This is a genomic window from Vibrio sp. SCSIO 43155 (assembly GCF_023716605.1).
In the GTDB taxonomy this organism is placed as follows: domain Bacteria; phylum Pseudomonadota; class Gammaproteobacteria; order Enterobacterales; family Vibrionaceae; genus Vibrio; species Vibrio harveyi.
Genome location: NZ_CP071852.1, coordinates 2,209,059 through 2,234,110 on the forward strand (window position 1 = coordinate 2,209,059; position 25,052 = coordinate 2,234,110).

Annotated in this window: 23 protein-coding genes; 13 read left to right on the forward strand and 10 right to left on the reverse strand. The window is 44.6% G+C overall.

The annotated features are described in order from the left end of the window. Window positions 1-95: 95 nt before the first annotated feature. Window positions 96-281: a hypothetical protein gene (locus J4N44_RS10655; RefSeq protein ID WP_005433708.1), complete on the reverse strand. Its 186-nt coding sequence runs from the start codon at window positions 279-281 to the stop codon at window positions 96-98. 223 nt (window positions 282-504) lie between these two features. Then, a complete protein-coding gene (locus J4N44_RS10660) occupies window positions 505-2,022 on the reverse strand; it encodes a fumarate hydratase (protein ID WP_009698369.1) in 1,518 nt (505 codons plus the stop codon). Window positions 2,023-2,330: 308 nt separating this feature from the next. Between J4N44_RS10660 and pabB the strand changes: the two genes are divergently transcribed. After that, a complete protein-coding gene (gene pabB, locus J4N44_RS10665) occupies window positions 2,331-3,695 on the forward strand; it encodes an aminodeoxychorismate synthase component I (RefSeq protein WP_026138240.1) in 1,365 nt (454 codons plus the stop codon). Window positions 3,696-3,773: 78 nt separating this feature from the next. On the opposite strand, the gene J4N44_RS10670 is transcribed toward pabB, so the two are convergent. After that, the gene (locus tag J4N44_RS10670; RefSeq protein WP_252044441.1) at window positions 3,774-5,474 is read right to left on the reverse strand and encodes an ATP-binding protein; all 1,701 of its coding nucleotides are present in this window, start codon (window positions 5,472-5,474) and stop codon (window positions 3,774-3,776) included. 6 nt (window positions 5,475-5,480) lie between these two features. Then, window positions 5,481-6,020, reverse strand: coding sequence for a heme NO-binding domain-containing protein (locus J4N44_RS10675; RefSeq protein WP_009698373.1), 540 nt, complete (start codon window positions 6,018-6,020; stop codon window positions 5,481-5,483). Between the two features lie 113 nt (window positions 6,021-6,133). Here J4N44_RS10675 and J4N44_RS10680 point away from each other — a divergent pair, with 113 nt between their 5' ends. From J4N44_RS10680 to J4N44_RS10700, 5 genes are all read left to right on the forward strand, one after another. Then, window positions 6,134-6,733, forward strand: coding sequence for a CoA pyrophosphatase (locus tag J4N44_RS10680; RefSeq protein ID WP_005445194.1), 600 nt, complete (start codon window positions 6,134-6,136; stop codon window positions 6,731-6,733). A gap of 346 nt (window positions 6,734-7,079) precedes the next feature. Next, on the forward strand, window positions 7,080-8,333 hold the full coding sequence (locus J4N44_RS10685) for an aromatic amino acid transport family protein (RefSeq protein WP_005445192.1): 1,254 nt from the start codon (window positions 7,080-7,082) through the stop codon (window positions 8,331-8,333). A 97-nt stretch (window positions 8,334-8,430) separates the two neighbouring features. Then, window positions 8,431-9,792, forward strand: a complete 1,362-nt coding sequence (locus J4N44_RS10690) for an L-serine ammonia-lyase (RefSeq protein ID WP_005445190.1) — start codon at window positions 8,431-8,433, stop codon at window positions 9,790-9,792. A 218-nt stretch (window positions 9,793-10,010) separates the two neighbouring features. After that, a complete protein-coding gene (gene tpdA, locus J4N44_RS10695; RefSeq protein ID WP_252044442.1) occupies window positions 10,011-11,726 on the forward strand; it encodes a cyclic di-GMP phosphodiesterase TpdA in 1,716 nt (571 codons plus the stop codon). 107 nt (window positions 11,727-11,833) lie between these two features. After that, entirely contained in the window at window positions 11,834-12,301 is a 468-nt protein-coding gene (locus J4N44_RS10700) for a GNAT family N-acetyltransferase (RefSeq protein WP_005445185.1), read from the forward strand. Window positions 12,302-12,361: 60 nt separating this feature from the next. On the opposite strand, the gene J4N44_RS10705 is transcribed toward J4N44_RS10700, so the two are convergent. Then, on the reverse strand, window positions 12,362-12,499 hold the full coding sequence (locus J4N44_RS10705; RefSeq protein WP_005445182.1) for a hypothetical protein: 138 nt from the start codon (window positions 12,497-12,499) through the stop codon (window positions 12,362-12,364). Window positions 12,500-12,756: 257 nt separating this feature from the next. Here J4N44_RS10705 and J4N44_RS10710 point away from each other — a divergent pair, with 257 nt between their 5' ends. Beyond that, window positions 12,757-13,545 (forward strand): response regulator transcription factor, encoded by a 789-nt coding sequence (locus J4N44_RS10710; protein ID WP_005445181.1) that lies wholly within the window; start codon window positions 12,757-12,759, stop codon window positions 13,543-13,545. Between the two features lie 77 nt (window positions 13,546-13,622). Here the strand turns inward: J4N44_RS10710 and queD are convergent, their stop codons facing one another. Continuing rightward, window positions 13,623-13,985 carry a 6-carboxytetrahydropterin synthase QueD gene (gene queD / locus J4N44_RS10715; protein WP_005376896.1) on the reverse strand — a complete coding sequence of 121 codons (363 nt, stop codon included), beginning with the start codon at window positions 13,983-13,985 and terminating at the stop codon, window positions 13,623-13,625. A 362-nt stretch (window positions 13,986-14,347) separates the two neighbouring features. Here queD and J4N44_RS10720 point away from each other — a divergent pair, with 362 nt between their 5' ends. Beyond that, the gene (locus J4N44_RS10720; RefSeq protein ID WP_017817922.1) at window positions 14,348-15,973 is read left to right on the forward strand and encodes a methyl-accepting chemotaxis protein; all 1,626 of its coding nucleotides are present in this window, start codon (window positions 14,348-14,350) and stop codon (window positions 15,971-15,973) included. Window positions 15,974-16,159: 186 nt separating this feature from the next. Further along, on the forward strand, window positions 16,160-17,560 hold the full coding sequence (gene asnS / locus J4N44_RS10725; RefSeq protein ID WP_005445169.1) for an asparagine--tRNA ligase: 1,401 nt from the start codon (window positions 16,160-16,162) through the stop codon (window positions 17,558-17,560). A gap of 85 nt (window positions 17,561-17,645) precedes the next feature. Here the strand turns inward: asnS and J4N44_RS10730 are convergent, their stop codons facing one another. From J4N44_RS10730 to J4N44_RS10740, 3 genes are all read right to left on the reverse strand, one after another. Beyond that, window positions 17,646-18,005, reverse strand: coding sequence for a hypothetical protein (locus J4N44_RS10730; protein ID WP_009703467.1), 360 nt, complete (start codon window positions 18,003-18,005; stop codon window positions 17,646-17,648). A 31-nt stretch (window positions 18,006-18,036) separates the two neighbouring features. Beyond that, the gene (locus J4N44_RS10735; protein ID WP_017817919.1) at window positions 18,037-18,258 is read right to left on the reverse strand and encodes a hypothetical protein; all 222 of its coding nucleotides are present in this window, start codon (window positions 18,256-18,258) and stop codon (window positions 18,037-18,039) included. 99 nt (window positions 18,259-18,357) lie between these two features. After that, window positions 18,358-19,749: an aminotransferase-like domain-containing protein gene (locus J4N44_RS10740; protein WP_252044443.1), complete on the reverse strand. Its 1,392-nt coding sequence runs from the start codon at window positions 19,747-19,749 to the stop codon at window positions 18,358-18,360. A gap of 177 nt (window positions 19,750-19,926) precedes the next feature. Between J4N44_RS10740 and J4N44_RS10745 the strand changes: the two genes are divergently transcribed. The 4 genes from J4N44_RS10745 (at window position 19,927) to J4N44_RS10760 (ending at window position 24,184) form a co-directional block, all read left to right on the forward strand. Then, window positions 19,927-20,157 (forward strand): hypothetical protein, encoded by a 231-nt coding sequence (locus tag J4N44_RS10745; RefSeq protein WP_026000256.1) that lies wholly within the window; start codon window positions 19,927-19,929, stop codon window positions 20,155-20,157. A gap of 355 nt (window positions 20,158-20,512) precedes the next feature. Further along, window positions 20,513-20,812, forward strand: coding sequence for a hypothetical protein (locus J4N44_RS10750; RefSeq protein WP_017817917.1), 300 nt, complete (start codon window positions 20,513-20,515; stop codon window positions 20,810-20,812). Window positions 20,813-21,345: 533 nt separating this feature from the next. Then, the gene (locus J4N44_RS10755; RefSeq protein WP_009698381.1) at window positions 21,346-22,812 is read left to right on the forward strand and encodes an HD domain-containing phosphohydrolase; all 1,467 of its coding nucleotides are present in this window, start codon (window positions 21,346-21,348) and stop codon (window positions 22,810-22,812) included. A 181-nt stretch (window positions 22,813-22,993) separates the two neighbouring features. Next, complete coding sequence (locus tag J4N44_RS10760) at window positions 22,994-24,184, forward strand: amino acid aminotransferase (RefSeq protein WP_009700606.1); 1,191 nt, start codon at window positions 22,994-22,996, stop codon at window positions 24,182-24,184. 105 nt (window positions 24,185-24,289) lie between these two features. Here the strand turns inward: J4N44_RS10760 and J4N44_RS10765 are convergent, their stop codons facing one another. Continuing rightward, complete coding sequence (locus J4N44_RS10765) at window positions 24,290-24,931, reverse strand: outer membrane beta-barrel protein (protein WP_005445156.1); 642 nt, start codon at window positions 24,929-24,931, stop codon at window positions 24,290-24,292. Window positions 24,932-25,052 lie beyond the last annotated feature (121 nt).

Consider the following 25,052-nt stretch of genomic DNA (forward strand, 5'->3'; position numbering starts at 1 on the left):
TGAACAAAGTATTCACGGCAAAATCTGACGTTTAAAAACGCAAAAGCCTCTGAGAATTTCAGAGGCTTCGGGGATCTTGATAACCAGTTTACACTCTAATCGTCTTCGATAAGCTTGTAGATAACAAACAGTGCAATCTCCAAAATCAACCACAAGACACAAGTGATGGTGACGTATTTTTCATCGAAGATACTGATGCCGTGAAGGATCAAGTCGTAGCCCACAAAGCTACCGATCACAACCGCAAGGACTATTTGTAGAATTTGAATAAAACGAGGCATGCCGTCTCCTAATCATGGTCAGCATAACAACAAAATTTGTTATGCCTATAAGTTTATATCTGATTATATAGACAAAAAGTGCAGCTTTCGCTGCACTTTTGTCAAATGTTTGCTAGGTAAATCAGCACTTTGTCACATTCTCTCGATTGAGACGCCTGCGCCTCGCCGAGTCAGACTCCGCATGACACAAACCTTGTGACCTGACAAATTAGCAACTCGTGGCTTACGCTTCCATCTCTTGGATTTTCACTTTCCACGTATCTGGGCCAATTTGGTGCGCATTTACACCATTTGAGTCAACTGCTACGGTAACTGGCATGTCTTCAACTTCGAACTCGTAAATTGCTTCCATACCCAAATCTTCAAACGCCACAACGCGTGCTTTTTTGATCGCCTTCGCAACCAAGTAAGCCGCTCCACCTACCGCCATGAGATAAACGGCTTTGTGGTTTTTGATTGACTCAACCGTAGCTGGACCACGCTCGGCTTTACCTATCATACCCATAATGCCCGTTTGCTCTAGCATCATGTCAGTAAACTTATCCATTCGCGTGGAGGTTGTTGGACCTGCAGGACCAACAACTTCATCACCCACTGCATCAACCGGACCAACGTAGTAGATGAACTTACCCTTAAGATCGACACCTTCTGGTAGACCTTCTCCCGCCTCTAGCATGCCTTGGATACGTTTATGTGCCGCATCACGACCAGTAAGGATTTTGCCAGACAGCAGAACGGTTTCACCCGTTTTCCACTCTTGGACTTCTTCTTTAGTGACCGTATCAAGGTTAACGCGACGTGTGTTCTCGCCTGCTTCCCAAGTAATGTCTGGCCAATCTTCCAGTTTTGGCGGCGTCAACTCTGCCGGTCCCTTGCCATCAAGAGTGAAATGCACGTGGCGTGTCGCTGCACAGTTCGGGATCAAGCACACAGGTTTCGAAGCGGCGTGAGTCGGTGCAGTTTTGATTTTCACATCAACAACTGTCGTTAAACCGCCTAAGCCTTGAGCACCGATGCCAAGTTTGTTTACACGATTGAAGATATCAAGACGAAGCTCTTCTTCCGCATTTTGAGGACCACGGTCAATCAACTCTTGAATGTCGATGTGTTCCATTAGAGATTCTTTTGCCAGTACCGCTGCTTTTTCTGCAGTGCCGCCGATACCAATGCCAAGCATACCTGGAGGACACCAGCCAGCGCCCATTGCTGGTAGCGTTTTCTCTACCCATTCTGCTATGTCATCTGACGGGTTCAGCATGACCATCTTAGTTTTGTTCTCAGAACCGCCACCTTTCGCAGCAATTTGAATTTCAACTTTGTCTCCAGGCACCATATTAATGTGCACGACTGCTGGCGTGTTGTCTTTGGTATTGATTCGCTTACCTGCAGGGTCCATAAGAACCGAGGCACGCAATGGGTTATCTGGGTTTGTGTAAGCCTGTCGGACACCCTCATCCACCATTTGTTGTACCGTCATATCGGTCGAGTCCCACTGGACGCCCATGCCGATGTTCACGAAACAAGTCACGATCCCCGTATCCTGACAGATCGGTCGATGACCTTCTGCCGACATACGAGAGTTAATTAGGATCTGAGCGATGGCGTCTTTTGCCGCCTGGCTCTCTTCACGGTGGTAGGCTTTTTCAAGGGCTTGAACAAAGTCTAGCGGGTGGTAGTAAGAAATATACTGTAGCGCATCAGCAACACTGCTGATGACATCCTGCGTGCGTATTACCGTCATTGCATGCCTCATTATTGTTATGCTTTGCTTCCATTATTGGCTTGGCTTCAATCGTGTTTGTTGAGCTTATTGCTCTTGATGAGCTTTGTTTTTATAAACGTTTATTTTTAAACCATGTTTTATAAACAATTGTCGAACGGCTGATATCGACACACGAGTAAATGAAGTCGCCTTCTTTTATAGTAAAACCACCTCCAAGCCTTTGTATAGAGGTAGTTTGGCTATACAAGGGTTTATGATACTCTTGCTGCCCATGACATGCCATGCAGTGAATGAACTCTTTGTCACAATTTAAACAAATGAACAACATGGATACGCAATTGCTTGATTTTAAGGCATTGGATTACGCCAACGACCTCGCTCTTTCACTATTTTCCCGTATTGAAAGCCAACCTTGGGCGATGCTTTTACGCTCTGCCTCGCAGACGCACATCGATAGCCGGTTCGACGTATTAGTCGCAAACCCAATCGCTACCCTTGAGACAGTGAGCAGTGACACACAAATCACCACATCAAACGAAAACTACGTTTCCCAAGATGACCCATTTTCTTTGCTAGAAGACCTTCAGCAGCGGCTACTACCACAGGTTGAAGCTGACGCAAAATGGGATGTGCCGTTTGTCGGTGGCGCACTGGGTTACTTCAGCTACGATTTAGGTCGTCGAGTCGAATCCATGCCTGATCTGGCAGACAAAGATTTGCGTACTCCAGACATGGCTGTAGGTTTGTATGAATGGGCGCTGATCGTTGACCACAAGCTAAACAAGGCGTGTATGGTCGGTCGAAACATCGAGCAAGCATGGCAATGGCTCAACGCGCAATCGAGCGCGGATGTTGAAGACTTCAAGCTGATTAGCGACTGGCAATCCAATATGACGCAAGCGTCCTACGCTTCTCGTTTTGAGCGTGTGCAACAGTACCTACTGAGCGGCGACTGCTACCAAATTAACTTAGCACAACGTTTTAACGCCGCCTATCAAGGCAGTGAATGGCAAGCTTACAAAAAACTGGAAGAAGCAAATCAAGCGCCTTTTTCCGCGTTCATTCGTATGCCTAAATCAGCGATTATTAGCGTGTCACCAGAGCGTTTTCTAGAGCTTAAAGATAACGTTATTGAAACCAAACCGATCAAAGGCACTCGTCCTCGCAGTCAAAATCCACATCAAGATTCCGCCAACGCGTTTGATTTACAGACCGCAGAGAAAGACCAAGCAGAGAACTTGATGATAGTCGACTTACTTCGCAACGATATTGGTCGGGTCGCGGCACCAGGTAGCGTACATGTACCGAAGCTATTTGATATTGAGAGCTTTCCCGCAGTGCATCACTTAGTGAGCACCATTCGGGCCAACTTAGACATTCGCTACTGCGCTGCAGATCTGCTTCGTGCATGTTTTCCCGGCGGTTCGATCACTGGTGCGCCGAAAGTACGGGCGATGCAAATCATTGAAGAGTTAGAACCTCATCGACGCAGCGCTTATTGTGGCAGTATTGGCTATATTTCCCGTCATGGGCGTATGGACACCAGTATTACAATCCGCACTTTGGTCGCAGAAGACAAACGGCTCTACGCATGGGCTGGTGGCGGTGTGGTCGCAGACAGTGACTGCGCTGCAGAATATCAAGAGACCCTGGATAAGCTCTCAAAGATACTACCAGCGCTCAAATCATGAGCAAAAACCTCAATCGAAATAAACAAAGCGGCACTGCAACATAACCGTGCCGCTTCTTTTTATATGTTCTCGTGCTCTCTATTCGTCTAACCACTTACACATCATCTGCTCAATATCCGCGGCAGTATATGGTTTGGTTAGGATGTCATCCATCCCAGACTCCACGCACTTTTGTCTTTCCTCAAGGGTGGTGCCTGCTGTTAGTGCAATAATCGGTCTGTGAAAGCCATTTTCTCGAAGGTGTACCGTTGCTTCATAGCCATCCATTTCCGGCATCCGACAATCCATAAAGATCAATTCGTAATCTTTCTCTTTCACCGCATCAAGCGCTTCTAACCCATTGTTTTTCAAATCTGGAGTAATATCGAGCTTTTTCAGCATTTGAGTCACAATCACTTGGTTCATGCGAATATCATCCACCACCAATACGGAACGCCCGGACAGGTCAATCTGATGACCAATTAAAACATCGCCATCCGCTCTGCCCTGTGCTTGCCCTTGTTTCAGTGGCAATTTGACTTTAAAGATAGTGCCCTTGCGCGGCTCACTGACAAAGCTGATTTCGCCGTCCATCAAATCAACCAAATTCTTACAAATCGCAAGTCCAAGCCCAGAGCCTTCAAAACTTCGCTTGGTAGAGCGGTCGGCTTGCACAAAGGGGTCAAATAAAGCTTGCTGCGCTTCCAGCGGGATACCAATTCCAGTATCTTCCACTTCAAACAGAGCGCAGCCATCGCTCCATTCGACACGAAGCACCACCCCTCCAAGATTGGTAAACTTAATCGCATTACCAATCAAATTGACCAGAATTTGCGTAATACGCTCAAAGTCTCCAATCAAGTACTCAGGAATACCCAACTTCTTATCAATAGAAAAGTGAATGCGCTTTTCCGCAGCTTTGGCTGCAAATACGCCGGTCAAAGCATTTTCTAGGTCTTTCCAAGCAAATACTTTGTTTATGATTTCCATCATACCCGCATTCATCTTACTGAAATCGAGCAAGTCGTTAATAATAACGCGTAGCAGATCGCCTGATTGACTTAGATTACCAAGGTATTGAAGCTGCTCTTCCTCCAAGGGGGTTTTACTTAACAGCTCCGCGCTGCCGAGCACACCATTTAATGGTGTTCGCAACTCATGGTTGATCATGGCAACGAATTCTTTGGTCGCCTTTTCCGATGCTTCGGCACGCTTACGTAATTCAACTTCACGCTCTAGGCTCAAGTGACGGCTAATAACGCCATGAACTAAATCAGACACTAATACCATTTGCTTGGAAATGAATTCTTGGTCAACTTGATCAAGATCCACGGAAAACACAAGCTCGCCTAAAATCATTGAATCGATAATAATCGGCAGGTAAAGCTTCTGCGCTTGCCAGCGAGGCTTGGCATCGATGGGCGCATCATGAGCAAGATTAAGATGACCAAATTGATGACGACGCAACGAAGATAAATGCGTATCGCTCAAATACAGGTACGCACCCGACACAACCGAATTAGATGTCAGTTGCTCCAAAAAGCTGGCAATCATGGTTTCATCAAAGGTGCTAGAAAGGAAGGTACGACCAAACTTAATCAACGTGGCATCGATTTGCTCTTCAAACTCAAACTTGCGCAAGTCGTGCTCTGACTGCATTTCCAGCTTCTTTAAGGCTACGCTCAGTTGCTGATTCGCCTCATACAACTCTAAGCTTTTTTGCTCCAACAGTGTTTCTGCTGCTTTTCGCGATGCCACTTCTCGTTTGAGTTTCCTTTCTAATGAGGAACTTCCTGTCATATTGCCTTATTGAGCCTCCAGCCAAAAACGAACTTGGCTTCCATCTTGCGACTGATTTTGGTGCTTAATGATCACCGTTTCATCAAAGTGAGTGGCACAGCCTTTAATTAACCCCACACACACATGCGCCATGCAGCGCGCACTCCGATAATCGAACACCATCTCCGATTGAGTTTCACTGATAAAGTCAAATTGCGGTGGATTGGCATCTGGGTAAAGCTTTTTCACTTCCACGTGAATAAAGTCTTCCACATGACGCACAAATTGAAACGTAGTGGAGCATTGCTGCAAGCTGGCATGGTTTGGGATTGATTTGAGCAGGTTTTGAAACACACACTCACCAAACACTTCTTGTAACTGCTCCGGTGGAATGTTGGATATTTTGCTGAGGTTGACAATTAACTTGACCAAATCACGATGATCATAACTGCCGACCGAGGTGTAGATGCCTTCATCATTAGATAAGTCGAGCACTTGGTCCAAAACTTCCAGACCAAACTTCTCTTCCACTAACTCCATGAACTCTGTGAAAATAATCCCTTTCATCGTCTTCAACTAACCTTATAGTGACGCCTTAAAATAAAGAATGGTGTATAAAGGTATAACTTTCAAATTAATATGCTTCAGCACACAGGTGTTTTCGGTAAAAGGATTGAGCATTGGTTATTGATAAATCGACATTACTGCAGAACTTCCAACTGCAAATGCCCACAGGCTATCATCGTGAGTCTTTGGGACGCTTAGCGCACTTAGAATCATTGAAGTTGAGAGAAGCGGCCGTATTGATTGGCTTTGTCGAACGTGAACAAGGTCTGCAAGTAATTTTGACCAAGCGTGCCGAGCACTTAAAGCATCATCCAGGGCAAATCAGTTTTCCTGGGGGCAAATTTGAAGATGACGATCAAGTACTTGTTAATACCGCCCTTAGAGAAGCAGAAGAGGAAATTGGTATTCATCAAACAGATATAAGGGTGTTTGGTCAGTTGCCCAAGCTACCTACTATTAGCCAGTTTAATGTGACACCATTTTTAGCCTTTGTCTCACCAGACTATTCGACTCAGATCGACCCAAACGAAGTCGCCGAGGTTTTTGAGGTGCCAGCAGATCATATTTTGAATCCAAAAAAGCTTTACAGTACAAAATTCAAACTAAAAAACACCAGTCACCGTGTGTTTGCAATCCCCTATCAACAGCATTTCATTTGGGGAATGACAGCACAAATTATCGAATCGATGCAAAAACACATCATTTCTAACTAACTGTCTTATCAATGATAATCTTGCTTCTACAGCAAACATCATGTGCATCAATATTAATAAAAGGTTATTTTTCAAACATTCGTTCACATTAGTTTAATTTGGATTTTATATCGCAAACGCTTGCGGTGAGATAAATTTATACAATCGCCCCTTCAGATAAGTTTTTCTAATTTTACTCATTAGCAATAATCACGTGTAGCACGCCGTTTTCGTGATAAAAAGCAGGTTTTTGACATATCATTCAATAAGCTCGAGCAATACATGATTTAGATCTAATTTTCCTAGTGCAAAATCTTGCAAAATTGCTCCCGACTTATTTCCTGTTCCCAAAATGAGTAACTCAAAAATGAATACAACTACTTCTGCGGCTTCGACCGCACAATCGTCTAGTAAGTTTTCTTACAAAGACTTCACTTGGTGTCTGTCCCTGTTTGGTACAGCAGTAGGTGCAGGTGTACTTTTCCTTCCTATTAAAGCAGGTGCTGGCGGCTTCTGGCCATTAGTTATCCTAGCGCTAATCGCGGCACCAATGACTTGGTTCGCACACAAATCTCTCGCTCGTTTCGTACTTTCTGCGAAAAACCCTGAAGCGGACATCACTGACACAGTAGAAGAGCACTTCGGTAAAACTGGCGCAAACCTTATTACTTTTGCCTACTTCTTCGCTATCTACCCAATCGTACTTATCTACGGTGTTGGTATCACAAACACAGTTGACTCTTTCCTAGTCAACCAAATGGGTATGGAATCTATTCCTCGCTGGCTACTGTCTGGTGCACTTATCGCAGCAATGACAGCAGGTGTAGTATTTGGTAAAGAACTAATGCTGAAAGCAACATCAGCAATGGTTTACCCACTAGTATTTATCCTACTAGCACTTTCTTTCTACCTAATTCCTGATTGGAATACATCAATGATGGAAGTATCACCAAACTGGGGCGAAATGCCGACCATCGTTTGGCTAGCAATTCCAATCATCGTATTCTCTTTCAACCACAGCCCAATCATTTCTCAGTTCTCTAAAGAACAACGTCGTGTATACGGTGATGACGCAGTGAAGAAAACTGACGCTATCACTGGTGGCGCAGCAATGATGCTTATGGGTTTTGTAATGTTCTTCGTATTCTCTGTAGTACTTTCTCTATCTCCAGAGCAACTAGCATCTGCGCAAGAACAAAACATCTCAGTACTGTCTTACCTAGCTAACGTTCATGAGTCTCCACTTATTTCTTACATGGGTCCTCTAGTAGCGTTTGCAGCGATCACTTCTAGCTACTTTGGTCACTTCCTTGGTGCGCACGAAGGTCTAGTAGGTCTAATCAAATCTCGCTCTCAAACTCCTGTCAGCAAGATTGAAAAAGTATCGCTACTGTTCATCGTAATCACAACTTGGATCGTTGCTATCGTTAACCCAAGCATCCTAGGCATGATTGAAACAATGGGTGCACCGATGATCGCGGCAATCCTATTCTTGATGCCTGTATTCGCAATGCAGAAAGTACCAGCAATGGCGAAGTACAAAACTTCAGCACCTGTACAGATTTTCACAGCAATCTGTGGTCTTGCGGCAATTAGTTCTGTAATCTACGGCGCTCTTTAATCACTGCTGCTTTATTTAGCGTGATTAATCCAAGAATATAACGATAATAAAAAGCCTCCCAACTCCCCTTGGGAGGCTTTGTTCTGAGGTAATCGATATGATTAGTGTTTTTGACATCTATAAAATCGGTGTTGGTCCTTCAAGCTCACACACTGTAGGTCCAATGAAAGCGGGTAAAGAATTTATTGATGATCTTCGTGCAATGGGAAAACTGCGCGACATCACTAAAATCACCGTTGACGTTTATGGTTCACTATCACTGACAGGGAAAGGTCACCACACGGATATCGCTATCATCATGGGTCTTGCAGGCAACTCCCCTGAGAAAGTAGATATCGACTCTATTCCGGGCTTTATCGCTCGCGTAGAAGAAACTGAGCGCCTACCTGTTGGCATGCACTGTCATACAGTATCGTTCCCGAAAGATGGTGGTATGAACTTCCATACTACTAACCTTGAGCTACACGAAAACGGCATGCAGATCCACGCTTGGATCGATGACGAAAAAGTATACTCAAAGACTTACTACTCTATCGGCGGTGGTTTCATCGTTGATGAAGAGAATTTCGGTAAAGAAGTAGAGAACCCTATCAAGGTTCCTTACGAATACACAACGGCAGAAGAGTTAGTTCACCAGTGTAAAGAAAGCGGTCTTTCTATCAGCGCACTTGTGATGAAAAACGAACACTCTCTGCACTCTGATGAAGAGACTCGTACATACTTCGCAAACATCTGGCGCACAATGCGCGAATGTATGGATCGCGGTATGAACGAAGAAGGCATTCTGCCTGGTCCACTACGCGTACCTCGTCGTGCGGCAGCACTTCGTCAGCAACTGCTTACTTCTGAAAAGACAACTAACGATCCAATGTCGGTTGTTGACTGGGTAAACATGTTCGCTTTCGCAGTAAACGAAGAAAACGCTGCCGGTGGTCGCGTTGTTACAGCACCAACGAACGGTGCGTGTGGCATCATCCCAGCGGTACTGGCTTACTACGATAAGTTCATCCAGACAGTAACTGAAAAAGATTACATCCGTTACTTTGCGGCTTCTGGTGCAATCGGTGGTCTTTACAAGCGTAATGCATCTATCTCTGGTGCAGAAGTTGGTTGTCAGGGCGAAGTTGGCGTAGCGTGTTCGATGGCTGCAGCTGGTCTTGCTGAGCTGATGGGTGGTAGCCCTGAGCAAGTATGTATGGCAGCAGAAATTGCGATGGAACACAACCTAGGTCTAACTTGTGACCCTGTAGCGGGTCAGGTTCAGGTTCCATGTATCGAGCGTAACGGCATCGCGGCAGTAAAAGCGATCAACTCAACTCGTATGGCACTGCGTCGCTCATCTGCACCTACGGTTTCTCTGGATAAGGTTATCGAAACCATGCTAGAGACCGGTAAGGACATGAACGCAAAATACCGTGAGACATCTCAAGGCGGTCTAGCAATCAAAGTGATTTGCTAATCCTCCCCTCTCAATTGAAAAGCCCGAGCACATTGCTCGGGCTTTTTTTTCGTTTCTGCATTCTTAATCCGCCGAAATACAACTAGATTGAGCTTTATAAAAAAATCTAAAATGGTCACTATATCCAGAAGTTTAGGATATGCCCGTAGAAGGTCACATACCTGATACATCAATATTGATAACGTATTCAAAAAATTAATCCTGGAGCGCAATAACACATGATTAGGTTTGAACTCGGAAACCAAATCTGCGTTTGCCTGACCGAAAAAGAACTTTCACTACAGCTCAATCATTCCATCCACTCTTCTATTCCTGTAAACCGAATCGAATATTTGATCCTTAGCACCATCGCCGCTTTTGGCAGCCTAAACGCGCCTATTAGCCAGAGGAAAATCGAAAAGAAGTTATCAGCGCAACATCATTTGATGTTGCCGGAAAATGGATTTAAGAACGCTGTTGCGTCGGTACGAAAGAAGTTCAGGCAACTGACAAAGAATCACGTAGAGGCACCTAAGTCTCTGATCGAAAACATCCACCGAAAGGGATATTTTGTGCCATACGATAGCCAACATGCACAAAAAGACGGACTTCTGCAGCAAGCGCGGATCCATCAACAAGCGACACACAGCATAAGAAGAGCAATAGGCATCTGCTTACGCAGTCGTGCGCTGTACTTGAATCTACTGTTTTTTCTCGTTTTTACTATCATCTTGTATGTTGCGATTTGCTTTTACACAATCAGTACGATTGTCAGGCAAAACTATTTTGATGATGCGATGGACTTTGCCCATGATCTGGCACAGCGTAGCTGCTTTGAGCATGAAGACCGCTTACGTGGCTTGTTCGATAATATCCAACTGGTCGAGTCCGCCTTAATGACGGACAAACACAATATTCGTTGTTTGGTGACACCAGAAGCCGTCGTGCCGGTCAACGAGAGAGACCGCAACCTTTGGCTCAATAACGAAAGTTACACCACGCATTCATTTTTCTTTGACGGCGCAGAAGTGTTGGTGCGAGTGAAAAACATCAATCTAGCGAATAGCATAGAGAGCCACATGTCGCGGATGTTTTTGTCGGGAATGAAAGTGTGTACTAACACCGGTACAGCGCTCGAAATTGGCGATACCCAGGGCAACTCGTTTTTATATAACGTCAATGATAACGGCTACAAAGAGATCTATTACGTATCCGGACCGATCACAAGCATCCTTGTTTTGAGCTTTATACTAATGTTTGTTGCCAGGCATAAAAAGCTGCGTTCGCTGGTCTCCTACCTATGGGCAATTCGTCAGTTCACCCTAAAGCTTGAACCTATTCATAACACATCAAATCGGCAAAATATTCACTATGAGGTACTGTCACGTTTTAAAGTTAAAAACACTCAGCGATTTATTGAACGTTTGATTGCCAATGGCTTACTGATCAATCACACCTTACTGGTGATAAAAACCGTCTATGGCGACGCAAAGTCATTACTCGCCCCTCTCAGCATCAACGTATGTCCTTCTCTTCTCATTGGGCGCAATTTTACGCGTCTTTATCGTCAGTTGTCCCAGTTAGACTGTACACTGCTAACCATTGAGATCACGGAAAATGCCTCGATGTATTACACGCGCGAGATATTTGACAACATCAGTAAGCTCAAACAGCTTGGTTGTAAAATCAGCATTGACGACTTTGGTACTGGGAATAACAATGTTGAGCTGATTAGCCACATTACTCCGAATTACCTGAAAATTGACCGTCTGTTTGTCATGAACTTAAAGCAAGACGACAAAAAGGTTGAAACTCTGCGCCAACTAATCGCGATGGGACACACGTACCACTGCACTGTGATCGTAGAAGGTGTTGAAACTGCAGAATGCGCACATCTACTCACCACCCTTGGCGCGCACATCCATCAAGGGTTTTATTACCCATTGTGTCGCTAGCGGCTTCTATTTATTGACAAAATCTGCACATAACCAGATTGCGTACTTTTTATATCCACAACTATAATGGCGGTATCGACTTTACCGCCTCTAAATAGATTCAGCACATGATCGCTATTAAACCAGCCAAGCTGAAAGATTTTGCCAGCTTGATGCAAATGGATGTGCACGACGATCAAAAAGGATTTTTCAAGCCCTTTGAACAGGCTTACCAACAACGCGCCAAATCGGAAGTGTTTTACACCATATTCCACGACTATTTGACTGTGGGGTATTTGGTGATTGATAAAGCATTTGCTCAACATGCGCCTTTTGCTAAACGTCATGAACTTGGGTTGACCTACCTCATGATTGATAAACGCTTTCAGCGTCAAGGGATAGGCAAAGCGACGCTGCAAAAGTTGATGGTGTATGGTTACGCTATTGATGCCGAAAGCAACTCGATATGTGCGACGATCACCAGCACCAACCAAGCGGCGATCAAACTGTTTGAGACAACTGGGTTTGAAAATACGCAAAAGACCATTTACGACGCTCAAGGTAAAGCGCTGATCATGCGCCATGCATTGAGTTAAGTCGAAAACAAACCACCGAAATAAAAAATGGGCAGTCTATATTGGACTGCCCATTTCACTTTAAACTGCCATGACTTCAGCTTGCCAGCCATAGCCAATGTATTCTTTCGCCAATTCTTCGGCAACAAACGTCGATACTACGACTTCCACCCACATGCTATGTGATCCCGCGCGATAACGCAGTTTCATCATCTTCATTGTACACCTCTCCGCAAGGTGAAAGAGGCTTAACTTGCTCGCCATTCACCCAAATGATAATAAAAAATGACCGTATCCATGCAGTTGGAGCCCTTTGCCCATACGTGCGTGAACTCTCTCCTTGAGATAAAATGGATACCGTATATGTGATTCGAAAAACTTCGAATTATTGCGGGAGCAATTTTGCAAAATGATAGGGCAAGGGTGTAGAGTAAAAATACTGCATTTATAAAAAACGATAAGATGGGCCAACTTTTATGGGCAGTGATATAGGTAACACCACCAAATCCACCAGTTTTGATGCGTTGATGATACGCCAAGCAAAGCTTTTAACGTCCGCACATGCTGACGAATGTGAAAGCTACCTCAAGCAGTTTATGCTAGAAGCCATGGAGTGGTTTGAAATCGATCGTATGACAATGTTTCCCAACTCCATGCTGTTTTTCAATCAAGGGAAAACGCTTTCTGTTGCTCGCGAGCCACACCAAGTTCTGACGACTAAGCAAGTCGGGGTCGAAGATGGCGAACGCTACCTGCGCTTAATTGGTAATTCTGAGAAAACCCAGTTTTTCGATAAAAACGCTTTAGCCAACAGTGATGTAGTGGTATTGCGCATGCTGTCAGCACAAGGCGCGTGTTGCCATTACACTATTCCACTCGTCCAATTTGGTCAGCGCTGGGGCGGTCTCTCTTTTACTCTCTTTGGTAGCAACAGTTGCGGCTTATCCGAAAGCCAGCTTGAACAGGTTAGCTTCATCTCTCATATGTGGCTGTCCTTTTGGCAACATTCAAAGCTACATCGTAGTTTGCACCGTCCAGACATGAAAACCGACCAAGAAAATCACCGCATGCTACGTTTGAGTCACCGTCAATGTGACGTGCTGGGTTTGCTGGCTAAAGGATTATCAGCAAAAGAAATTGCCACAGAACTCAATCTAAGCCCAAGAACGATCGAATCTCATAAATATCGGTTGCTAGACATGCTAGAGCTGGATAGTCATGCAGATTTAGTTCAGTTTGCACTGAGAAATGGCATAGGCTATTAAACGCCCAATAATAAATTCTTGATAAAGAAAAAGGCAAGCCGTTTGGCTTGCCTTTCTTGTATGCATGCAGAAGACGATTACTCACCTTTGTAAATACAACCTGCGGTACACGTCTCTTTGATCTCTACTTTACTAAGCAGAGGTAAGCTTGGCTTAAGTTGTTGCCAAATCCATTTTGCTAGAACTTCGCTGGTTGGGTTTTCCAGACCTTCAATGTCGTTCAAATAGTAATGGTCGAGACGGTTGTAGATAGGTTTGAATGCGGCTTTGATTTCAGCAAAATCTACAACCCAACCTGTATGAGGGTCTACTTCACCTTCTACATAAAGACGAACAAGGAAAGAGTGTCCATGTAAGCGTCCACACTTATGACCTTCAGGTACGTGTGGCAAGTGGTGTGCCGCTTCGAACATAAACTCTTTGTACAATTCTGTTTTCATCTTGATTCTCAGGCTTTAAAAAGACACGCAATACTAAGGAATTCACCCTTTAATGACAACCTTTATCAATAGCGCCCGCTATGAATAGCAAGGCAAACGATAAAGCAGTAAATCATGACGTATTGAAATTGAAAACGCGGGCGCCATTATCTAACCAAGTAGAAAATTTTTGGCATTAAAAGATCTTAAAAAACACCGTGCCGTTTTTTTGTCACCACGTCAAAGTTTTGATTACACACCACTTACATCACATTTACATAACCACAAAATGTTTGGGGTCACATTCAGTTAGCCAATTCATCGCTCAAGTGCAACTAACCTCTTAATATTGTGGGGTTCGTTCCAATAACACTTATAAAAATATGCGCTCAACTATTACCTTTAAACTCCTACTCGCCCTGATCGCCGTGTTCACTTGTGTTCTTGCCGTGTCCACTGGGTATCAGTACTACCAACAAAAAACACTTATTAATGATGTACTAAGCGAACAGTTACACGACAAAGCCAGTAACTACTTCGACAGCTTAAACATGATGATGCTGACAGGCACGATGTCGCAGAAAGAGACACTACGACAAAAAGCGCTGGCACAGGAAGGCATTGAACAAGTACGCGTGTTGCGTGCCGATGCCGTGTCAAAGTTTTATGGTCAAGGGCAAACCAACCAACAACCTCTCGACGACATCGATCAACGGGCACTGAGCGGGGAATTGGTCATTGAACCCATCAGTGCTGAATGGGGTAAGGGCTTGGTCGTCGCTCTACCAATGAAATCAAGTGAGGACTATCGAGGCACAAATTGCGTGTCCTGCCATATTGCACCTGAGGGCGAAGTGCTTGGTGCTATTCGTCTTGAATACAACATGAGTCACGTCAACACGCTGATTAACAAGCAAGCCGTATTTGCGATGGGGATCATGTCAGTGATCGCATTTGTTGGCTTCCTCATCACTATGGGACTCATCCGAAAAATCATCGTCCGCCCTATTCAAAATACATCACGCTTTATGTCTAACGTTAGTGCCAGTAAAGATCTCTCCAAGCGTCTGTCGGGCACGCAAAATGATGAAGTCGGTCAATTGTCGGATTCCATCAATTCGTTTATGGATACGGTGTCAGAGAGTTTAGAACGCGTTCGAGATACCTCCCACTCTCTTGCAGACTCTGCAGGAAGGCTGACTGATGTAGCTCAATCGACCGATGAAGCTGCTGATAATCAACAAGTCGAAACCAATGAAGTGCAAACCAATATTACCGATATGCTTGAGCAACAAAGCGTGGTGGAGCAAGCGACAGTCGATGCGACAACCTTAGTTAACCATACCGTTGACGTTGCAACCACCAGCGCAGGTCAAGCCCATCATGTCAGCGAAGACATCAAGCACCTTGTGACCGATATTGATAAAGTGCGTGAGAACATTGCGACGTTAAACCAACAAACTGATGAAGTATCATCAATTCTTGGCGTGATAAAAGGCATCGCTGAGCAAACCAATTTATTGGCGCTTAACGCCGCTATTGAAGCCGCCCGAGCCGGAGATCAAGGTCGTGGTTTTGCGGTAGTTGCCGATGAAGTGCGCAATCTTGCCTCTCGCACCGCCGAAGCCACCAGTAATATTGAGACGATTATTTCTCAGTTCCAACAAGGCAGCGAAGAGTCGTTAACCTCGGTCGATACAGTGTGCGAGTTTGCTCATCAGCGCTCAGTAGATGTCGAAGCATTGTCACAGACCATGCACAATGTGGTCGATGAGATGCATCAAGTACTTAAACACGCTGAAAATATCCAACATCAGACACTAACAACATCTGGGGTAAGCAAGCACATCCAAAGCAAAGTTGACACCATTACCTTACACGCAAACGAGACCTCGCAATCGGCATCACATACTCGCGAGATCAGTGTCGATCTGGAACATCTTTCAGAGCGTTTGGAGTCATTACTTAACCAATTTACCCTGTCAGAGAGAGCACAAGAGAATAAATAAGGAAATTCTCTCCTTCAAATTGAATATAAAGGTTGAAGCTGACGATTTGACAGGTAATATGTTTCGTTGAATCTAAAAAATTCTATCCAACTCAACACTTCGCTTGTTTTTTAAACAATTTTGTTGTGAGACTGGCACTTTTAAGTGTTGAGTTGAATTTTTACCTCAATGGAGAATATTGAAAACATGACTTACGCGCCTGTATCAGACGTTTTGAAAGGTCAGCTAGCAGTAGACAGTGAAGTAACTGTTCGTGGCTGGATCCGTTCACGTCGTGATTCCAAAGCTGGAATCTCTTTCCTTGCCATTTATGACGGCTCTTGTTTCGACCCGATTCAGGCCGTGGTCCCTAATAATCTTAATAATTACGACAACGAAGTACTTAAGCTAACGACTGGCTGCTCTGTTGAAGTAACTGGTAAGATTGTTGCCTCTCCTGCGAAAGGTCAAGACTTCGAACTAGCAGCAACTGACGTTAAAGTTGTTGGCTGGGTTGAAGATGCTGACACTTACCCAATGGCAAAAACTCGTCACTCTATCGAGTACCTACGCGAAGTCGCTCACCTACGTCCACGCACAAACGTGATTGGTGCAGTAGCACGCGTACGTAACTGCCTATCTCAAGCAATCCACCGCTTCTACCACGAGCAAGGTTACTTCTGGGTATCAGCGCCATTGATCACAGCTTCTGACGCAGAAGGTGCTGGTGAAATGTTCCGCGTATCTACGCTAGACATGGAAAACCTGCCTCGCACTGACGATGGTAAAGTTGACTACAACGAAGACTTCTTCGGTAAAGAGACTTTCCTAACGGTATCTGGTCAGCTAAACGCAGAAGCTTACGCTTGTGCACTAAGCAAAGTTTACACGTTTGGTCCTACTTTCCGTGCTGAAAACTCAAACACAAGCCGCCACCTAGCGGAATTCTGGATGGTTGAGCCTGAAGTTGCGTTCGCAGAACTAGACGACGTTGCAAAATTGGCTGAAGACATGCTGAAGTTTGTATTCAAAGCCGTTCTTGAAGAATGTCGTGATGACCTTGAGTTCTTTGCTCAACGTATCGACAAAGAAGCAATTACTCGCCTAGAGCAGTTTGTCTCTTCTGACTTCGCACAAGTTGACTACACAGACGCGATCCAAATCCTGCTTGATTCTGGTCGTGAATTCGAATTCCCAGTTGAATGGGGTATCGATATGTCTTCTGAGCATGAGCGCTTCCTTGCTGAAGAACACTTCAAAGCACCTGTAATCGTTAAGAACTACCCGAAAGACATCAAAGCATTCTACATGCGTGCTAACGATGACGGTAAAACAGTCGCAGCGATGGATGTACTAGCACCAGGCATCGGCGAAATCATCGGTGGTTCTCAACGTGAAGAGCGTCTCGACATCCTAGATGCACGTATGCGTGAAGTGGGTATCGATCCTGAGCACATGAGCTGGTACCGCGACCTACGTCGTTACGGCACAGTGCCACACGCAGGCTTCGGTCTAGGCTTTGAGCGTCTAGTATCTTACGTAACAGGTATGGGCAACGTTCGTGACGTGATCCCATTCCCACGTACTCCTCGCTCTGCGAACTTCTAATCACCTAGAGTGATACAGAATTAAAAAGACCTCCCAAGTGGAGGTCTTTTAGTTTGTGGCAGTTTCATCGTTTCTGTTATTTCAACTATTTCAGCGTCACACTCATTGCATTGTCGTTAACCGCACCAATCATGAGTGGCTTACCTACGTCACCCTCTTTGATTAACACTTGTGTGTTCACACTAGAGCTAGAATGCTGGGTTTTACTTTCTTGCATAGCAACAACATCAACGAGGTAGCCCGACGACTGTTTTCTCACAAAGCCAGAAAAATCAACCTGTTCTTGATCATTGTTGATTTGGGCTTCGAACTGTTCGTTGGCTTGTATTTGAGCAACAAGCTCCGACTTGCCGTAGTGTAAGATCACCGATTCGGGCTCATCACCTTGATTAGCCGTGCAACCAAAAGTGATAGCAGACAGTGCCAGTAGCCATGCATGTTTCATAGTGTTTATTCCTAACTTCTATCTCATGAATCTAAGGCTTATTCTCATCATCTTTATCTGCCTTGGCGGCATACTTAACACCCAGTACGCACAAACCAAACATAATAAAGGGGATCACAGCCGCGGTGTATTCCGTCCACGCCATGTGAGAGAACGATTTCGCCAAAATAAGGTGCGCAAATACCAACAGAAATGCGCTAAAAATGGCAACGGCGATCAATCTTAATTCATGTTTTACCAACTGCTTTTTCATTGTCACTCCAATCATCACAATATTTCCGTATTCGATTGAAGCACAACCCAAGTAAACCACTCTGATACAGTTAGGTCAAAAAAGGATTAAACAGTTTCTTTAGTGAAGTAACTCACCCAATTTCCGCAAAGCCTGACACAGATTGTCATCAATGGGCAGAGAAGTATTCAAACGCAGATAGTCCTGATATTGCTCATCGACCGAGAACAACGCACCATGCGCAACAGTTACCTGCTGTGACAGCAAGGTGTGATGAACCACTTTACTGCTTATCCCTTGAGGCAACTTAAGCCATAAGAAATAACCGCCATGAGGAAGATAGTACTCGATAGATTTAGGCAAACACTCTTTCATTGTTTGCACAAACATAGCTTGGCGCTGTTCAAGCCCTTTTCGCAACTTTCTTAGATGATTGTCATAGCTGTCATTTTGCAGGTAATGCGCAACTCCCTGTTGAATAGGTGCACTGCCAGATAGCGTCGACATCAGTTGAAGCTTTTGAACACGCTCGTTAAAGCGCTTGGTGATCACCCACCCCAACCGATAGCCAGGACAAAGACTTTTTGAAAGAGAGCCACAATGCAAAACGCGCTCTTGGTCATCATAGGTTTTCAGCGATGTCGGCTTCTTGTCGGAGAAATACAACTCTGCGTATACATCATCTTCAATCAGATACACATCATGTAGATTGGCAAGCTCAACAACACGTTGCTTTTGTTCGTCGCTCAACGAAGTGCCTGTTGGATTATGAAAGTTACTCATAAGCCAGCAAGCCTTAACGTTGTGCTGTGCAAAAGCTTGTTCCATCTGAGCCAAGGAATGCCCTTTCTCGGCATCTACCGAGATCTCAATGGCATTCAACCCTAGTCGTTCAATTGCTTGTAACGCACCATAAAATGTTGGCGACTCAATGACAACCGTATCCCCTGGCTCAGTAACCACTTGCAAACTGAGGTTGAGCGCTTCTAACGCGCCAGAGGTAATAACGATATCATCATGCGTTAAAGTCATGCCTTGCTGTATATAGCGCTGGGCAATCGAGCGGCGTAGAGAAGCACTACCCGGTGGTAGGTTATCTAACAAGGTATCTGGTCCCATTTTTCGCCCGGAACTGGCAAGGTTACGGTTTAGTGCTTCGAGAGGAAAAAGTGCTGGGTCAGGAAACGCGGAGCCTAGCTTTGTCGCGTTTGGCACGGTTTGTTGTTTGAGGAAATCGTACAACTCATCGTTTAGTGAAGTGCGATACGTATTGTTATCAGCACCAGTAGCGTCGAGACGTTCGAGCTCAGCAGTAACAAAGTAACCCGACTGAGGTTTAGCAATCACCCAACCTTGCGCTTCGAGCAATTGATAGGCTTGTAACACAGTTCCTGTACTGACCGAATGGTTGCGGCTAGTGACACGCACGGAGGGCAACTTCTCTCCTGCTCTCCATGTATTTTGTTGAATTTGCGTTTTAAACAGCTCAGCCAGTTGGCGGTATCGGTTCATGCTTCCCTCATTTCTTACTACCGAGCGCACCTTAGCATACTTCACGCCCTGATTCCGATCTTCGACTTATCAAACTCGAAACGTAATTAATCAATCTTAGTGATATCAATTGACGTTACGAAATGAGAATTTATGTTCCATACTTTCAAATGTATGAATATTCTACGGGAGGAAATGATGAAAATGTTTACGATGGATGACCTCTCTTATCGAGGCATACACGAAGGAGTTCATAGCTGGGACCACCCAGAAGGCAATAACCCATATTATTGGCACCCAGATTGGTTGCACATCGCTGAGGATGCACTAGGGGTGCACCCAAAAGCAGAGCTCGATGTCCCAGAGGGTGAAGCAGCCACACCTGAGCATGCAAAGGCAGCAATTATCAAACATCTCAATGGGCAATAATATTGATTATACCCAAGTGACTTCAAGATGCAGGATTCAGTGCGCTGTCATTGATTCGAGGTCAAGGAGAACAACCGCAGCGGAATAGTTAGCTCTTTCCAAGTTGTTTGACTCAGAGATCGAATCAACGACACGCTCCCAAAGGGCGAGGTTACTTGGGCATAAATACCTATTTTTCAGGCGGTTATTGCTAGGTGGGATCAACAAATATATCTGAATGAGAGCTGTGCAACGGAATGGATCATTTATCAACAAGATAAATAGATAGCAGTCACATTAATTCCGATGACATCTGTTACATTTATAGAGTAATGGTGACGCACACCTCAACTCATGACTATGAGAGACGATAATAATGACGAAATACAACGAAAACGACATTCAATACAAAGGCGAATCTAATGGTGTTCACTCTTGGAGTACAACATCAGGTCAGCCTTACTACTGGCACCCAGATTGGTTGCACGTTGCTGAAGACGCAACGGGTTCTCATCCTAAACAAAAAATCGAAGTAGAATCCGCTGAAGCACCAACAGAACAACATGCATTGAAAGCTATCCTTAAGCACATGAACGATTGGGCAACAGGCAAACTGTCTTCTAACCCAGACATCGAAACGAATGCACATGAATCACAAATGGATTTGAAAAAGTAACTCCTACCCTTTTTCATGTCGATGATTGAGACCAAGCCTCGCCATAGCGGGGCTTTTTTGTAAATCCTTCGCTATATCAATGTCACTTCAAGATGCTAGATTCAGAGTATTGTCACTATTCCCTCTTTACCAAAAGACAGCAAGGAAAACAGCGAAGCGGAATTGCAAGCTATATCCAAGTTGTTTGACGATGCTATTTAGTTAGCAAAGAACGTACTTCAGTGACAGGCTCCCGAAGGGCGAGTGGCTTTAGTTCACATGCTTCTTTAACAATTTTCGAATTAGCCCCCCTAGATCTTCAAATTGTTGCCTCACCTTCAAACCAAGCCATCCTCGCTGAAGCAAGCATCTCAAGGTTACTTGAGCATATACATAACAAATTTCTATCATTTATAAGAATCTATCGATAAAATTTCAGGTCTCGATTTTACTAGTGACAGATCAATCAACAGACATCAATTCCACAGTACCTCTCTCTTCTTGCTCAACTAAGAGAGAAAACGATGCTGAGATTTGTCCAAAAAAGGATAACCATGGTGAATACTAACTACAATGCACCACTTACATTCCAACTTTACCTAGCTGCGGCGTTCTTTTTTGGCACATACGGTGGACGCGTCTGCCCGATGCTCAGCACGCTGAGCGTATACGAAGTGATCTTACATTGCGCGGTGGTTTTTACGTTCCTCTATCTTGTTCGCCACTTTATTCTTGTCTCACATCCTTTGATTGCACAAAACCGACAAGCCAAGCTTGATACTGTGTTGTTTACCGCTGTAAGTATTCCTTTTGCTGCGTACTATAACCTTCAATACGACTTTACCTTCGACAGCAATGTGAAAGTGTTGTTTGGTATGGCGCTCTTTGGCTTTTTAACTGGTTCTATCTTGCAACTGCAAAGCAAGCTGGTTCAATTTGACAGCCTACGTCAACAAAACCAATTTGGCTTTGCGTTATCAGGTCAGCGCCAATCCATGGTGAAACAAATGATAGGCATGATGATCGCCTTGCTCATCACCTTGACCACCATTTTGACCATGGTCGCAGTCAAAGACATTTATTGGTTGGAGCAAAACCCAGAGCAAATCACCAATGGGCTAGGCAAAATCAGCTTCATTAAAGAGTTGGTTTACATCGCACTTGTCGTCGGAGGCTATGTAATCGCGATTATGGTGCTTTGGACTCGCTTGATGCAAAAAATCTTGTTTAGCCAAGAGCAAGCTTTGCTGGAAGTGACACAAGGGAAAATTGCGCAACGTTTACCAGTTTTCCAACATGATGAGCTTGGCTCGATGGCCTGTTTAACTAACCAAATGCTCGACAGTTTGCAAGTTTCGCAAGATGAGGTCAAAGCCACGCGAGATGTGGCCATTGTCAGTTTGTCGGCATTGGCTGAATCACGTGATAATGAAACCGGTGCGCACATTATGCGCACGCAACAATATGTAAAAGTATTGGCTGAACATTTAAGCCAATTTGAACAACATTGTTCATTACTGACTCCAAATTATATCGAACTACTTTACAAATCGGCGCCGCTGCATGACGTCGGAAAAGTCGGTGTACCAGATAGCGTGTTACTAAAACCGGGAAAACTGACCGATGAAGAGTTTGAGATCATGAAAGGACATGCACAAATTGGTGCCGAAGCGCTGTCAATTGCTGAAAAACAGCTAGGAAGTAGTTCGTTTTTGCGCGTTGCTAAAGAGATTGCCCTAACACACCATGAAAAGTGGGATGGTAGTGGCTATCCAAATCAATTAAGCGGCGAGAACATCCCTTTATCCGGTCGTTTAATGGCATTAGCAGATGTGTATGACGCTCTTATTTCTAAGCGTGTATATAAGCCTGCTTTCAGCCATGACAAGGCGAAAGCCATCATCCTAGAGGGTAAAGGCAAACATTTCGATCCTCAAATCGTCGATGCATTTCTTGCAGTTGAAACCGAATTTCAACATATCGCACATCAATATCAAGATGAGCAAAACATCGCCGCTTAGCCAATTATCCCCCTCTTAAAACGCTTGTTAAGAGGGGTTTTTATATCAAAAGCCTCCGTTATGTTAGATTTCTGTTTCAAATCAAAACTTTTTTAAGTTTTCTTATCACTAACTGTTGTAACGAATATTGCTGAAAGGTATAAATGTCAGCAGACCCCTTCGATTAACATGGATGAAGATTATGTTTGAAAAAGTAGTTGCCGCTCCGGCTGACCCTATTCTTGGACTTACTGAAGAGTTTAAAAAAGATGCTCGCGCCGAAAAAATTAACCTAGGCGTTGGTATTTACAAGAACGAACAAGGTGAAACCCCTGTTCTTGCGACTGTTAAAAAAGCCGAAGCCGCACTGATTGAAACTGAAAAAACCAAATCTTACCTAACAATCGAAGGTACAGCAGAATACGGTCTAGCAGTACAAAAACTGCTTTTCGGTGCAGACGCGGAAATCGTTGCTGGCAAGCGTGCTAAAACAGCACAAGCACCAGGTGGCACAGGTGCTCTACGTGTAGCAGGTGAGTTCATTAAGCGTCAGCTTGGTGATGTGAAGATCTGGATCAGCAACCCTACTTGGGCAAACCACAACGGCGTATTCACTGCAGCTGGTATCGAAACAGCACAATACAGCTACTACAACGCAGAAACCAAAGACAAAGACTTCGCTGCTATGGTTAACGACCTGCAAGGTGCATCTGAAGGTGACGTTGTTCTTTTGCATGGCTGCTGTCACAACCCTACAGGTATAGATCCAACAGCTGAAGAGTGGGAAACGCTGGCTAAGCTGGTTGCAGAGAAAAAACTGCTTCCTCTATTCGACTTCGCATACCAAGGCTTTGCTAAAGGTGTAGAAGAAGATGCAGCAGGTCTTCGTACTTTCGCTAAGTACAACAAAGAAATCCTAGTCGCGAGTTCTTTCTCTAAGAACTTCGGTCTATACAATGAGCGTGTTGGTGCATTCACTCTGGTTGCTGAATCAGAAGACGTTGCAACAACGGCGTTCTCACAAGTAAAAGCCATTATCCGTTCTATCTACTCTAACCCACCAGCGCACGGTAGCGCTGTTGTGACTCACATTCTTGGTGACGCAGACCTGCGCGCAGAATGGGAAGCGGAAGTAGCGGAAATGCGTGACCGAATCCAAGAGATGCGTGAACTATTCGTTGCTACTCTTAAGGCAGAAGGTGTGGATGCTGACTTCAGCTTCATCGAGCGCCAAAACGGTATGTTCTCGTTCTCTGGTCTATCCAAAGAGCAAGTAAATCGTCTAAAAGAAGAGTTCGGTATCTATATCGTAGGCTCAGGTCGTATCAGCGTTGCAGGTATGACAAAAGCAAACATGGGTCCTCTATGTAAAGGCATCGCTGCGGTTCTGTAATCGCGTCGAAAGTCACAAATTAAAAAGGTCAGCACTCGCTGACCTTTTTTGATTCTACCGCTTGTTGAAACGCCACTATACAAGGTGGCGCTACACTCCTATGAACTAATACACAAACTTAAAGCTAATTCCAACTTCATTGATGTGATCTGACGGTTGACCTTGATAATCGGTGTCACGGAACTGGTAATAAAGACCGGTACCAATCACGCGATGCCATTGGTAGTTAAAGGCAATCTTATAGTTGTTCTCGTCGACGATATCACTTCGATTCAAGTGCACTTCTGCCGTCCCCATTAACTTTTCACTAAATAGGTAATTTGCGCCAAACGTGACGCCTTGAATAAACTCGCTATCCGAGGACAGTGTACGGTCGGTTTTATCATCAGTCGCTTTGGCTTTAATTGCGCCAAGCCCATAAATCCCGTAGATATCAAACTTCTCGTTGACGCCATAACGATAACCACCACCGAACAACAAACGGTCAATACGCAAAGTGAAATTGTCTGGGTGGAAAAATTGCGCCGAGTAGTCAACGTTAAACAGCCAGTTATCGGTAAATAGGTAATTACCGCCAAGCCCTAGAGTGGTAGCGTTAGAATTATCGAGCCACTCTTCATTCGTTGTCCCGGCACCAATGTCTAAATTAATGTGCTCGTAACCAAACTTCTCTACCTGTTCTGACTCTGAGGCAACGCTCATTAGTGGTAATGCTACAAGAGGTGCAGCGAATAATAGTCTTACCATTCTACTTCCTTCCATGAGTGTCATCCAAAACTCTTCTTTAATACGCCCATTGTATTGATTTAATTCGGCATATTGATGACAGCGTAGCCGAATTGATGACGATTTGCCGTGCGACTTGTCC